This window comes from Aquimarina sp. ERC-38 (assembly GCF_026222555.1).
In the GTDB taxonomy this organism is placed as follows: domain Bacteria; phylum Bacteroidota; class Bacteroidia; order Flavobacteriales; family Flavobacteriaceae; genus Aquimarina.
Genome location: NZ_CP098511.1, coordinates 2,896,507 through 2,910,273 on the forward strand (window position 1 = coordinate 2,896,507; position 13,767 = coordinate 2,910,273).

14 protein-coding genes are annotated in these 13,767 nt (G+C 35.6%); all 14 read right to left on the bottom strand.

What is annotated here, in order from left to right; translation table 11 throughout:
* Positions 1-65: 65 nt before the first annotated feature.
* Entirely contained in the window at positions 66-290 is a 225-nt protein-coding gene (locus NBT05_RS11985) for a hypothetical protein (RefSeq protein WP_265770089.1), read from the bottom strand.
* Positions 291-491: 201 nt separating this feature from the next.
* Positions 492-1,403, bottom strand: coding sequence for a toll/interleukin-1 receptor domain-containing protein (locus tag NBT05_RS11990; RefSeq protein ID WP_265770090.1), 912 nt, complete (start codon positions 1,401-1,403; stop codon positions 492-494).
* Between the two features lie 72 nt (positions 1,404-1,475).
* Positions 1,476-1,607 carry a hypothetical protein gene (locus tag NBT05_RS18465; RefSeq protein ID WP_416346163.1) on the bottom strand — a complete coding sequence of 44 codons (132 nt, stop codon included), beginning with the start codon at positions 1,605-1,607 and terminating at the stop codon, positions 1,476-1,478.
* Positions 1,608-1,921: 314 nt separating this feature from the next.
* Positions 1,922-2,902 carry an IS30 family transposase gene (locus tag NBT05_RS11995; RefSeq protein WP_265770091.1) on the bottom strand — a complete coding sequence of 327 codons (981 nt, stop codon included), beginning with the start codon at positions 2,900-2,902 and terminating at the stop codon, positions 1,922-1,924.
* 201 nt (positions 2,903-3,103) lie between these two features.
* The gene (locus tag NBT05_RS12000) at positions 3,104-3,763 is read right to left on the bottom strand and encodes an alpha/beta hydrolase (protein WP_265770092.1); all 660 of its coding nucleotides are present in this window, start codon (positions 3,761-3,763) and stop codon (positions 3,104-3,106) included.
* A gap of 9 nt (positions 3,764-3,772) precedes the next feature.
* Entirely contained in the window at positions 3,773-4,135 is a 363-nt protein-coding gene (locus NBT05_RS12005) for a hypothetical protein (protein WP_265770093.1), read from the bottom strand.
* On the bottom strand, positions 4,132-5,388 hold the full coding sequence (locus tag NBT05_RS12010) for a dihydroorotase (protein WP_265770094.1): 1,257 nt from the start codon (positions 5,386-5,388) through the stop codon (positions 4,132-4,134). Before NBT05_RS12010 ends, NBT05_RS12005 begins: the two co-directional genes overlap by 4 nt.
* On the bottom strand, positions 5,385-7,310 hold the full coding sequence (locus NBT05_RS12015) for a vWA domain-containing protein (RefSeq protein WP_265770095.1): 1,926 nt from the start codon (positions 7,308-7,310) through the stop codon (positions 5,385-5,387). The genes NBT05_RS12010 and NBT05_RS12015 overlap by 4 nt, the downstream gene beginning before the upstream one ends.
* 389 nt (positions 7,311-7,699) lie before the next feature.
* Entirely contained in the window at positions 7,700-8,236 is a 537-nt protein-coding gene (locus tag NBT05_RS12020; RefSeq protein WP_265770096.1) for a porin family protein, read from the bottom strand.
* Between the two features lie 91 nt (positions 8,237-8,327).
* Positions 8,328-8,567 (bottom strand): hypothetical protein, encoded by a 240-nt coding sequence (locus NBT05_RS12025; RefSeq protein WP_265770097.1) that lies wholly within the window; start codon positions 8,565-8,567, stop codon positions 8,328-8,330.
* Between the two features lie 90 nt (positions 8,568-8,657).
* Positions 8,658-8,936, bottom strand: a complete 279-nt coding sequence (locus tag NBT05_RS12030) for a hypothetical protein (protein WP_265770098.1) — start codon at positions 8,934-8,936, stop codon at positions 8,658-8,660.
* A gap of 149 nt (positions 8,937-9,085) precedes the next feature.
* Positions 9,086-10,300, bottom strand: coding sequence for a sensor histidine kinase (locus NBT05_RS12035; protein WP_265770099.1), 1,215 nt, complete (start codon positions 10,298-10,300; stop codon positions 9,086-9,088).
* A gap of 121 nt (positions 10,301-10,421) precedes the next feature.
* Positions 10,422-12,203, bottom strand: coding sequence for a cytochrome-c peroxidase (locus NBT05_RS12040; protein WP_265770100.1), 1,782 nt, complete (start codon positions 12,201-12,203; stop codon positions 10,422-10,424).
* 23 nt (positions 12,204-12,226) lie between these two features.
* Positions 12,227-13,687, bottom strand: a complete 1,461-nt coding sequence (locus tag NBT05_RS12045; protein ID WP_265770101.1) for an alkaline phosphatase PhoX — start codon at positions 13,685-13,687, stop codon at positions 12,227-12,229.
* Positions 13,688-13,767 lie beyond the last annotated feature (80 nt).

Below are 13,767 nucleotides of genomic sequence, written 5' to 3' on the forward strand. Positions count from 1 at the left end.
TTCAAATGGTACACAACGGATCGGTGATATGGAGCGGACGCAGCGATAGCAAGTCTGATCTCATATCACTTGTTATCTGTCGTAACTCTTTCACTGTTTTGCTTATATAATGTTTCTAATAACGGACTTAAATGTTTACAGTTTTCAAAATTATGTTCATCTAATTCCATCCAATAGAATATAGTAAATTGATGTATTTCAAAGTCTCTATGTAATTTTTCTTCTGAACTAGTCCAACATTTCCTTAGTTGCCCTTCATTAGGTTGATCAACAATAGCCTGAAGAATCATTTCCATTAAAACAAATTTAATGTTGTCATCATTTGTTTTATCATATTCATTTAGGTAGTTGTTTATTTCATTTGGCTTTGAATAAATATATGATCAATCTTGAAATCCATATTTAGTAGGTTTATCAAATTTTGCTACAATAGTTTCCATTGCTTTTGTTGTACTAAATCTGTATTTTGGTTTTTCGAGTTTCATTGAAGTTTATTCTGTATTTAATAACTCACCAAGCCTTTCAACTATTTCATCTATGCTATATATTGATGAGTTTAAAGCTACTTTATCTGCAAGTGTTGGACTATAACTAACAACTTCATTCTTACTTACTTTATGCCAAATTGGTAATATTACTTTTATGCCTTCCATTTCTTTGGTCACCAATCCATCAAGTTCATATTGAGTCCAGTTTTTCTTAAAGAATGAACTACTTAGAATTACTACTCCATATTTTGAATTAGAAAGACCTTTGTCAATTGATCTTCTTAAACTGTCTCCAACTTTTAATTCGAATTCGTCATACCAAACTTCAAGGTTTTTATTCTGCATGGCTTCAATTAATGGCTTAACAAAGTCTTCTTTATCTTCGCTTGCATGGGAGACAAAAAAATCGAATTCCTTGATTGCTGGTAGTTGGTCAAGTTCAAGTCTTGATTCTTTACTCCAATTAGAACTTGCTTTGTTCCACCTATGTTCGCTATCAAAGTTTTCAGATAGTCTTTTAGTATTTCCTAGTTCCCTTTGAAGTTTTTTTTGAAAATCTATTTGTTCTTTTTGCCTTTTATTCTCGAGTTTGGTTTGTTTGTCAAGTTCTTGTTTACTAAATCTTTCAATATCAGATTTAGTCCGATATATTTCTTCATTCTTACGAATTATTTTCCCTTCAATATCATTAGACTTTTTTTGATATTGTTGTCCTTGTTTTGTTTTAGTTTCAATTTGCTTCAACTTATTTGTTAATTGGGACATTGAAAGATTTTTCATTGAACTTTGAATACGTGTAATTTCGCCATTGATCCTTGTGATTTTTTGATTCTCAGTCAACTGCTGCTTTTCAAGATTGAGTTTTTCTTTTTGTAATCGGATTAGTTTTGATTCAGCACTTTTTAGTTGACTCATATTTCACTTTATTTTATGACAGATAACAACAATATAAAGGACATATATCCTTTATATTCCATGTATGTTTATCTACAAATCTAATGGATTTTTAATTAGCCTAAAACTATTCGCAGCTACTCGCGTATATATTTCCGTTGTTTTTGTACTACTATGTTCTAACAAGGTTTTAATATATATCAAGTCCGTTCCGTTCTCTAACAAGTGAGTGGCAAAAGAATGTCTAAGTAGTATGGAGTAATTCTTCTTTTAATACCAACTCTTGTGGCAAATCTACCGACAATTGCATCTATACTTTCTTGGGATAATTTGAACCATTAGGAGATTAAAAATAATAGATTGTTCAACTCAAATATTCTAAGATTTAATAGCTACAAAGTATAGTAGTATCTTAGCCAAACAATATTCAAATAGAGTTTATATATTTCAGTTAAGTAGAAAATAACAAATTTTACCTGTATGATAAAGCCAAAATTTTAGGAAGATTTGATAAGAATAAGGTTTTATTCTTCCTACATTCAAGTTATAAATGCGACAGTTTGGGTTTTGTTGATCAAAGTTGCGTATACCTCATTGGGTGTTTTATACCCGAACCTTTTCCTAGGCCTATTGTTTAAAATGTTTTCTACTTTCTCTACTGCTTCCTTAGTTATCTCTGCAAAGCTACTACCTTTTGGGAAATATTGTCTTATCAGCCCGTTGAGGTTTTCATTGGCACCCCTTTGCCAGCTATGGTAGGGTTTTGCAAAGTAGAAATCAATGTCAAGCTCCTCTGCTATTTCCCGGTGGTTTGCAAACTCCTTCCCGTTGTCACTGGTAATAGTTTTGATAAAGGGCTTCCAATCTTCCAGTAGTTCTTCCGTTTTCACCTGGACTTCTCGGGCTGATTTGTTTTCTATATGCCCCATCCTTAGCATTCCTGTAGCCCTATCGTTTATAGTGACAAGGGCACCTCTATGGTCTTTACCTATCACCAGGTCAATCTCAAGGTCACCTATCCTTTCTTTTTTGTCTACTACTGGGGGGCGTTCTGTTATGTCCTTTCTATTAGGGATGCACCCCCTACCTGCTTGCTTACCGCCTCTTTTCTGGTACTTCCTTCCCTGGTTACGCAAACAAAGGTATGCTTTCCCGCCTGCTTTCTTATCCTGCCATATAAACTGGTAGATACGTTCATGCGATACACAAGGGGTCCCCTCTAGCATAGCCCTTCCTTTGATCTGTTCCGGGCTAAGGTGGTCTTCAAGCCCATCACAAACCAACTTCTCCATAGAAGGGGTAAAAACCTTATGCTTTGCTTTATCCTTATGGCGTTTTTGGGCTTTTCTTTGGGCTAGCTCAGCATTGTACTTCCCATTTCGGTTGTCAACATTGCGTCCTACTTCCCTATATATAGTAGAGCGATCCCGACCCAACTGTTCTGCTATTTCCTTTTTAGGGGTTTTAAGTTCTAAAAGCGCTGATATTTTGTACCTTTCCTCCAGCGTTAAATGTTCCATATTCTTTAAGTTTTCCAACCCAAAGGTATGAGATTTTTCGCCGCCCCCACCATAGTTTTAGCCCTAGGGCTAAAACTATGGTGGGGGCTTTTTATCAACAGATAAACTGTTGCATTTATGTGTTGAATCTAAGCTTTGTAAATCCACTTATCAATATCAAAAGCAGATATTATTAAAAAATAAAATTCACCCTATATAAAATTATATATGATCTATAATCCATTCCTTAAGTTGATGGAAATTCCTAGGATCCACACCATGCCCTACAGGGAATTCGTTTAGCTTGGTATCTATACCTAGTTCCTTCAAGGTAACCGGAGCTTTACGTGCCCAGTCAATCGGAATTACCTGATCCACCGATCCGTGAGAGCAGTAAATATTTAACTTAGAGAAATCATTTTGCTTATAGCCTTCTTTTAGAATATCTTCATTTAAATACCCGCTGAGTGCCACTACATTTTTAACTTTTTCGGGATAAGAAAGTGCCACGGCATAACTTAAGATTGTACCTTGACTAAAACCCAAAAGGCTAATATTTTTTGGATCTACCTCATAAGCGGTAACGACTTCATCAATAAAACCAGCAATTTTATCCCTTGATTCGATGGCTTGCTGATCGTCGCTAAATTTTCCGTTGGTATTGTCAAAATAAATAGCATACCACGCATTACCAAAAGGTTGCATAGGGTAGGGAGCCCTAACCGAAATCACAAATAACTCCTCCGGTAACTCCGAAGCAAATGAAAATAAATCTTCTTCATTACTACCGTATCCATGCAATAAAATGAGGGTAGGAGTATTCGGATTTTTACGAACAGGTTCTTTAATAATATGATAAAGTGATAATTCTTTAGTTTGCATACTAAAATGTTAAGTTACGAAGGTAAACCATTTCTGAAAGTAAGAACCTACAATAGGAACTTCTGTTTGCTCTTCTCGGATAGCAGATAAAAGTCCGTAAACGATTAAAACAACAGAAAATATGTAAAACCCAAAATAGACCAGGCCAGAATGAAAGATTTCGGCCAAGGCGGTCAGTACGTAGAAAGTAATCCATAACCCTAAAGCTTGTCGGATATGAAAAGTAGCAAATTTGCTTTTGTCCGGGGGTTGGTTCATAAATAAGGAAATGATGGTACCAATAATTGTAATATAAGCTACGATGGCCGTAACTTTTCCCGGTTTACCATTATTTTTAGGTAAATTATTCTCTAGAGAACCCTTTGCATTCATTGATTAAGATTAATTTTTTGATTATGAATTATACCATAGACGTTACCCTTTCCCGGATACCCTAGAAAAGCACTATTTTTAGAAGTAGAAGCAATATGTTGCGTATCAAAAATAAAATTTCCATCTGGATTAAATAGACTTAGATCAGCTTTATTACCAACTTTAATAGTATGAACCGGAACTGTAAATATCCCTTTTCCCGAAGTTAAATAACGAATGGTGTTTTCTAAACTAAAATGATTATTTAGTACACTAAAGGCAGATTCCAGCCCAATCGTACCGTAAGAGGCATATTCAAACTCGGTTTTCTTTACTTCGATATCCATAGGTCGGTGGTCGCTGGTGATCATGTCAATTACTCCATCTTGCAAAGCTTGTTGCAGTGCCTCCAAATCTTCTTTTGTACGCAAGGGAGGTAAAACCTTGTAGCGGGTGTCATAACTTTTTAGCTTTTCATCCGTAAGGAACAGGTGGTGAACGGCCACACTACAAGTAACAGCTAAACCAGCTTCTTTAGCTTCTTTAATTAATGCTACACTTTTTTTAGTGGATATGGTTGGGATATGCAGTTTCCCTCCCGTATATTTTAAAATAGAAAGGTCTCTTTTAATTTGTAATTCTTCAGCAAGTGCTGGTATTCCTTTTAATCCCAGGTGGGTACTTTGATATCCCTCGTTCATGACTCCTTTACCCGCAATAGCTGGATCTGACGGAAATGATTGTACCAATCCACCAAAATTCTGGGTGTATAATAAAGCTAGTTTTAAAAGGTTTGGGTTGGTTACCGGACTATTGTAATCACCAAATGTTACTGCCCCCGCTTGATGCATATCGTATAGTTCTGCCAGGTCATCCCCTTTTAACTTCATCGTCATGGCACCTATAGGTAATATAGTCACGGCTTTATCCGCACAGTAATTTTTTAAATAAGCAACTGCTCCGCTATGATCTGTAACCGGTAAGGTATCCGGTTGTAAAGCAATATGCGTAAATCCGCTTTGCGCAGCGACCTGCAAACCATTCTCTAGAGTCTCACGTTCTTCATACCCGGGTTCCCCGAAGCTTACACTACTATCAAACCATCCCTGCGAAATATGCAAATTAGGTAGTTCTATACTCGGTATATCCGAAGCTACGGTAATATCAGTTGCAATTTCTGTAAAAACGCCATTTTCAATAAGAAGATCCGTTGTTTTACCATGATGCGGAGATGAAGTATCAATAACCGTCGCTTTTTTCAGATGTACTTTCATGGCAAAAATTTTAATAATACTATCTCCAGGAATAAAAATAGCAGTGCAAAAATAACAAACCATTTCCAAAGATCCTTTACTTCAAAATCTTGTTTTAATTTATCAAATAACGTACTGATTTCCGTAAAATAGGTTTGGTTTTGTAGGTCTTCCGGTTTATAATAATTCAGGTAACTCTCTTTTGCATTATAATTATAAGCCAGGTATTGCAAGGTTTGATCTCTTAGCGTTGCAGAATAGATACCGGCTTTCTCAGGATTTTCCTGAGTGGTAATTTTAATTTTATTAGAAAAAGATTGTTGTAAAGGAATTATTTCTTCATCTTCAGTTCGCAATCTAATAGTTTCTTCTCCTTGGCTTGCCACCGGAAGGTCATAACTGTTTTTTTGTCCGATGGTATAGTAAATAGCCCCTATTTGTAAACTTTGCTTAGCCATATTATAAAAAGTAGGAACAATCAAGGGTGAATTCTGAAAATTAGAATTGTCAGAAGATAACGAGGCGGTAAAAATATAAGCTTTCTTACTTTCAAAAAGAAAAGGTTGTTTTCCGTTGTAATACAAAATACCATTGGTAGCAGGGGTTTGAAAATATGACGTAACCTGGGGATATTGAAAGTTGGAGACTTCTTTATTAAAAACGCCTTGGTACAAGGGATGCTCAAAGTTAATAGCGGTTATTTTCTGAATGTCATCCACCTTTTGTAAAAATGGAGTAGGGGTAAGGTTGGATAAAAGCGCGTTATAACTAGACATATTACCCTGGGAAGAAGGTATAAAACAAAAATGACCCCCTTGCGCAATAAAATTTACTATTGCATTACTTAAAGAAACCGGGATTTCTTCCAGCGAATTACAAATTAAAAAATTGGTGTCGCTTAATAAATTATAATTAAAGTTTTCTAAGCTTTGATTAGTAAATAAAAATTCATCTTCCGTAAAAATCTTTTGTAAAAAAGCACTGTCATCATTAGAAATAGCAACCACCTTAATTTTATCAGTGGGATTAATAGTAAAGTAAAAAGAATTATCAAACCTAAGGTAATTATCCTCGATTTCTACTTTTCCTTTTATTTGCTGATTTTCTTCAATTTTAAATTGAGCGATACTTTTGCGCTGCGTATTAAAGGTAAGCGTTGTTTTTCCAATTAATTGAAGCTCATTATACACTGCAACCGGGGTGGTTTCAGGTACCTTACCAGTTGCAGAAACTACCACATTTAGAAATAGTTCCCGTTGCTTATTATGAGAGAGATACATACTGTCAATACTCTTATTTGCCTTAACCTGTGGTTGTAACTGAACCATGGATAGCTGAGAATTTGACAGGGTATCCTGCTTTGTAAAATCAGAATTTTTTTGAAAATCCGAAATGATTATCGTTTGTTTAACTGTATTCTTTTCTTTTGAAATACTGTTTTTTGCTTTTTGTAAAACCACGTTATACGGTAACTGTTCCGGGGTATACTGCGTATTTAATAGATCTTTTTTAATATCTGTTAAAGTAACTTCTTTATAAAGATTGTTGTTAGTAAAAAGTGTAAATTTTTGATCTTCTGGTAAGTAATTTAATAAATCCTGGGTAGCTTGTTGCAGTAAAGAACCCTTACTGCCTTTTGCCTGCATGCTAAAAGAATTATCCAGATAGATCACCATTTCTTTTTTTACATCCGGATTATGAACTGCTGAAAAATAGGGTTGTGCAAAAGCAAAAATAATAGAAGCTATAGCTAACATTCTGGCCAGTAAGGTCAGCCATTTTTTTATTTGCGAACTTTTACGGGTTTGTAATTTTACCTGTTGGAGTAAGCGAACGTTAGTAAATTCAACTTTTTTAAATTTTCTGAGTTGAAACAAATGAATTATAATCGGTATAAGTACGGCAAAGAGACCGTATAATAATTCAGGATGTTTGAATTGCATAAAAGACATTGATTACTCAAAGATAAAGATACTATATCTTTAAATAGTGATACGCTTCTTAAGATAAATTATAAAAGTTTTGGATATTTTTTGATTTAAGGTTGGCAAGTAATAGCCTTATCTATTCATACTTTTTTGGTAAATAATCATGACTACGGAACTTTATGATTAGAAAAAGGTAAGTAGAATATACCTGCCTTACCTACAATTTAAAAGCCTTTTATTACCTACGATTAAAGTGTAATAACATTCCAAGTTTTAATAAAAGTTAATGCTTTTAAAAGAAAAAAGCCGAATATCCCTATCCAGCTTTAAAGTCTACGTAATTAGTCTTGATTCTTGATTCTAGAAGCGATAGCGATCTTAAATCTCTACCAGACATCAATGATCTAAAATATATAATAACCTACAGAAACCTGAAAAATATTATTTTTTGAATCCACACCTTCTACGGAATCACTTAATCCGAAATTGTATCGGATCTGAGCAAAAAAGTCCGAAAATTCAACTCCCGCTCCAATAGCACCGCTAAGGTCAAAGTTTTCTAATTCGGGATTAGTAAAGTCATCAGCAATATTATCATTTACTAAAAATCCAAATTGGGGACCAGCTTCTATACTTACAATTCCGGCTACTTTGTATTTAAAAAGAATAGGAATATTTAAGTAATCCAGATCAAAGTCTTTTGCCCCTTGTGCAGAATATAATAATTCAGGTTGTACCGCAAACATACCCAACAAAGAAAATTGACTTACCAACCCGATGTGATATCCGGTTTTTGATTCAGTATCAGGTCCAAATTCACCATCATCCACATTAATCTGTGCAAAGTTTAATCCGCCTTTTACCCCAAATTTAAGGTCTTGTGCTTGCGCAAGATGGGTGCAGCTTATAAAAACCAACGTAACTAAAATAATTTTTTTCATAAGTTCATCTTTAAAGTGTTTTAGTAAATATAATAACTATAACCCTAAATAAAGGTTAAAGTTGGGGAGGGTTTCTACTACTGGTAATAGTTTATTTCCGGTTAATTCCGGTAAATACATTGACTTTTGGATCGAGTGGATTACCGCTGGTTCTTCTAAAACTTACTAGCTGTCCGGTATGATATAGGGCATCTGCCAGCTGTCCGTTAAGTAGGTTCCAAAGGGGGAACGGGTATAATTTCTCTTCTCGCTGAAAGTTCATTTGTACCTTTTGTATATCTTCTTCATTGAGAGAACTAAAGTTTTTGCTTGCTATTTCTAAATTAGTCAAAGTTAATTTCCTAAGCGTATTAAAATCATACTCAGAAGGAGGAAGCTTTGTTATGGGTTTATTCTCTGAGGTTTTTCGTATGGTTTCTGATTATTCATAAATATGAACAATGGTTTGAAAAGAACTTTGTGCTTCTTCTGAAGGTTGAAAAGCCAAATCCTCTTCCCTTAAGCCTTCAGTAGCCCAATAATACCGATAACCTAACCCGTCAATCATCCGGCTTATGACAGTACCGCTAGTATAGTTTTCAGGGGTATTGGGTATTTGAACGTAGGGGAGTGTATCTCCCGAAGTTTGTCCCATCAGTGATAGCGTTTTTGTAATTATCAGTATATAAAGTAGAATCCCTACCAGATACTTTAAAATCATACGTACTTTAAAAAGAGTAGAAAGGTAAGTAATTCTAAAAGAAGTTGGTGAACTAAACGCTATCTCTATTGAGAATAATAAAAGAGTAACTTAAATTGGCGACCTGCCCGTCTGCAGGTGGGTCTGGAATCTTTACCGAACACTAATAATTAAAAATCCTTAATCTTTAACATAGAAAAATCAAAAACCGTTTTTTCTCCGGGAATTGATGAAACTGAAATGGTTCCACCTAGATTTTCGACTAACTTCTTAACCGTCGATAAACCAATACCGTTTCCTTTATTTCCGTTTCTATCTGTAGTATTTGCGGTTTTAAATAATTCAAAAATCGTATCAATTTTATCTTTTGGGATGCCCATACCATTATCAGTAACCCTAAAGTAATAATTCTGAAAATCTTCGGTAAACTGAATATCTAATCGAATGGTATCTTTATCATTATATTTAATACTATTTCCAATAAGATTAAAAAAGATCTGTTTTAAAGCAGACTTGTTGCAGTATAAAGTCGGGTCAGATTGAGGGCAACGGGTATGCATATCCTGCTTTACCGCAAGCAGAATCAAAATATCTTTTAAAACATCATTCAGCTTAAAATATTCCGCACCTACCTGAGTCAGACTATCACTTTCATAATGATCGAGGATATCGTTGATGTAACTACTCATAGAAAAAGAAGATTCTTTAATATACCCGAAGTACTCCTTACTTTCTTCATCTAATCGGTCACCTAATTTTAACTTTAACAAATCAGAAGTGGTAATTACATTAGCTAACGGCATTTTAAGGTCATGAGAAATGACCCTGGCAAACTCTTTTAAAGATTCGTTTTTCTTTTCAAGTTCCAGTTGCATCCTTTCCAGATCCTTATTTTTACTATTTAATTCAAATAAAATAACGACTTGATGCGCTAACGAATGTAATGATTCCAGTTGTCTTTTAGACAGAATTTTAGTTTCGGAGTCAAGTACACACAGCGTACCTAATGCAAATCCATTTTTATCTATTAAAGGGATTCCTACATAAAACTTGATTTCCTCTTCTCCGGTAACAAAGGAATTTCTTTTAAAACGTTCATCCCTTGTTGCATCATGAACGATTAAAGGTTCCTCTGGGTGTAAAATATTATGTGCACAAAAAGAATGTTCTTTAGGGAGTTCACTGACTTCCAAACCATACCTGGACTTCACCCATTGACGATGCCGATCTACTAAACAGATCAAAGAAATTTTTACATCACATAAGTGAGCTGCCAGTTCTGTAATCTCGTCAAATTCAGTTTCCGGAGGAGTATCTAAAATGTGCAAGGAGTCAAGCGCATTTAATCGTAAATCTTCATGGATAGGTTCAGTTGGTATAATCATGGTAATGAAAGATTTAGCTTAACTTGCAAATCTTAAATAAAATTAACAAAAATTTATCCAAAAACCGAGCTTTATTCGATGTATTTTAGGCTTATACGGTAAACACCTCTTAAAAAAACATTTAATCTGTTAGTGTTTTCATAAATAATATTAAATCTTCTTCTTCTTTTGCGGTTAAGGCAAGTGGATCGGGAGGCAAGGTTTGATAAGGTTGATCAATACCAATTCCGGCCCCTCCGCCTTTTTTATAGAAAGTTACTACCTCTTCCAGTGTGGTATATACCCCGTTATGCATATACGGTGCGGTTTTTTCAGAGTTTCTCACAGTAGGTGTTTTAAAAAAATGTTTTCGTTCTTCGGTTTCAAAAACGTAATACCTGCCCAGGTCCGGACTGATTACCGCGTTTACAGTATCACTTTCTTTAGGTACTCCGATTAATTCCATCTCCGTTTCTTTATAGTTGGGTGGAACCGTTCCGTTATAAAGAGGAGGGAAGTGACAGGTAGCGCATTTTCCTTTTCCGTGAAAAACATTAAACCCGTTAATTTCCCTTTGACTAAGAGAATTTTCTTCACCTCTCATATTTCGATCCAGTTTGGAATTAAAAGGAGCCAAATCCCTGATGTAAGTAGCAATAGCATTACGTAATTGATGCTGACTTACCTTAGTATCTCCGTATACTTTTTTATACACCTCTTGATACGAATCGTCCCGGATAACTGTTTTTTCTAAAGTTTCCAAATCCGTATGAAACTCTTGTTCATTAGCTACTACAGACATAATTTGCCCTTCCAGGCTTCCGGCACGTTTATCGTAGAAAAAAGCTTGTTGTAATCCGGCATATAACAGCGTAGGACTATTACGGGTCAATCCTTTACTAATCTTTAAGCCGTCCGTAAAAGCAAGTTCCGGTTGATGGCAGGTAGCACAACTTATATTTTTTGAAGTGGAAAGATTGGTATCATAAAATAGCTTTTTACCTAATGCAATTTTCTCCGGAGATGAAGTACCTGTTTGTCTTTCGGCAAAAAAAGATTTGTTAAAGGTATCTTGTCCAAAAAGGGAAGTAGCATCATTTTGGATTGCCAGTGTAAACGGAAAGCTTACGTTCCAGTCCTTCACAGTACGGTTCCAAAGCTTCAATTGTGCATGGGTATGTTCTTTGATAAAATAATAGCGGTCAAAACTGTTAAACTCACCTTGAAGCGCCTCCTTTGTAGCCTTAATTTCAGCGATCCAATCCTGGTACAATTCTTCATTAGTAAAGTTTGATTTTAATAAAGAAAGATAGGTTTCTAGGCTTTGATATACTTCTTGTGCTTCGGTAAGCGAATTTTCTAAAACCGGGGAATCAAAACCGGTAATCCCTGTTAATGCTACTTGAACAAATGACTTACGTATCATCCAGAGTAAATGATATTCCTTTAAATGATCTAGCGATATATTATCGGCTACCAGGGCTAATCGTTTTGCGGTTAATTTTGCATGTTTTTCAACCTCTTCAGGTGTTGCCGTCTCATCGTAGAGCGTTTCTTCTAATACCTGGTATCCGCTCGGGTTGATCATCTTAATATCCGTTTTATCCTCTTCCTCTATTTTTAAAATATTGGGTTGATTTAAAAAAGTATAATTATCAATATCCAGAAATGACAGGAGTGGTTCTGTTTTTTTAAAAAGCATTCGGGACTGATAATAATAGTCTTTAGCATTCTCAGGATACAAGCTAATACTGTCCAGGTAATCTTCTGCCGTACCAAGATCAGCAACCAGCTGGTTTTGTAGTAGGGTAGTTACCGGAACTTCCTCTAATTTCTCTTGCTTTTTACAACCGATTTGGCATAAAAGTAAAAAGAGGGCAATATAAATACTGCCCTCTTTTATAAGACCTTTATGATTTTTCATAGTCTTTTATATTATTGAATTACCTATCGGTCTAAACCTTGTATTACAAACATCATACTTCCTTCTGCGCGACTATCGGCAAGGTTCGGATTAGCGTTTGGATCCGTAAAGGGTACTTCGTCTTCGCGTTCCCAACCGTGATTTTGCGTCATTAATAAGAAAGATTTATCCACTCCGGTTTCTTCAGAGATATCGATCATCCCGGTAATTTCCCAAATACGGTCTTCTGTTCCGTAACCTGCTGCCGCAGCTGCAATTTGATCACATTCTAACACAGTTTTTAAAGCCCTGGTATTTAAGTTGTATTGATACAGTCGGGAGTAGTGCGCTGCTTCTGGCTTAAAGTCTTGGATACCATTAGGGTCTTCTTGGATATACGCATAGTTTTCAGTAACCAGGATATTGTCAGGACTGTGAAATTCAATGGCTTTTCCACCTATTTTATCTCCGTCTAATACACAGGTTATTTTACCGGCAGCAGAAGGATCATTATCGTTCAACTCAACCTTATAGATACGTCCGGAACGGGTTCCTTTACCGATCAAACCGGGTTTATCACGACCAGTCACTGCAAAATAAACTTCTCGGTTTTGATCAGCAGTTCCTCTTCTCCAGTCTACATCTTCCAGGCGGGAAAAGCCCATCACTCCTTTTTCCTTGGCTTCAGCATCCAATAAGTCTATATTTCTTTCCGTAAGCTCTACAAATTCCATATCATAAGAAGTACCTTCTTCCATATCCATTTCATAAGTCACTCCTGGCGAAGTCACTTTTAAACCGTATAGTTTTCCGTTAACCAGGTCACCACGTCGTCCTACGTACATTCCTAATTGTCCGGAAGGGATTTCATTATCACTATTATCATCTCCAATAAAAACTACAGTTTTATCCGGATAGGCATTTTTACCGATAGCAACCGCATTTTCAGTAGACCATTGTCCCATAGCGGGCAACATTCTGGGAGTAGAGGCGTCATTTGCATCTTTAAATGGAAAAGTAGCAAAAACACCTTTGGAATTTCCACCCCATTCGCCACCAGAAAGGTAAAGTGGTCCAAAACCGTGTTCTTTACGGGTAATCATTGAACCTGAACATTGCGCAGTTTCTGCCGTAGCTACTGCATTTAAAATATATTCTCCTTTTACCGGTCTAAAGGTTTTATCCAGTTCAATACGAGCAATAGAATAATCAGCTTCCAGATTGTTGATAAGCGTAAAAGTACCATCCTGATTAGTTAATAGTCCGGCACCATCTGCCATAGATCCGTATACAAAATCAGGAATGTAAGTATCTTCTGAAGAAAGGATATTGTAAATTTTAATATCTTCAAATTCAGGAAACTTTTTTAGTACAACTGGCGATTTGGAATGGTTTTTAAATTCAACCTCAGATCCCTTAGGCGGATTACTAATACCATCATCATCCTGACAGGAAAAAATACCGGTACAGATTCCGGCGACAAGCAAACATTTCAAATAATTCATAGGTGTGTAAAATTTCGTTTGTTCAAAAGTAGAACAGATTTGGGGTTTATAGATTAAGGGTTTATTTTAAAAGTATTATG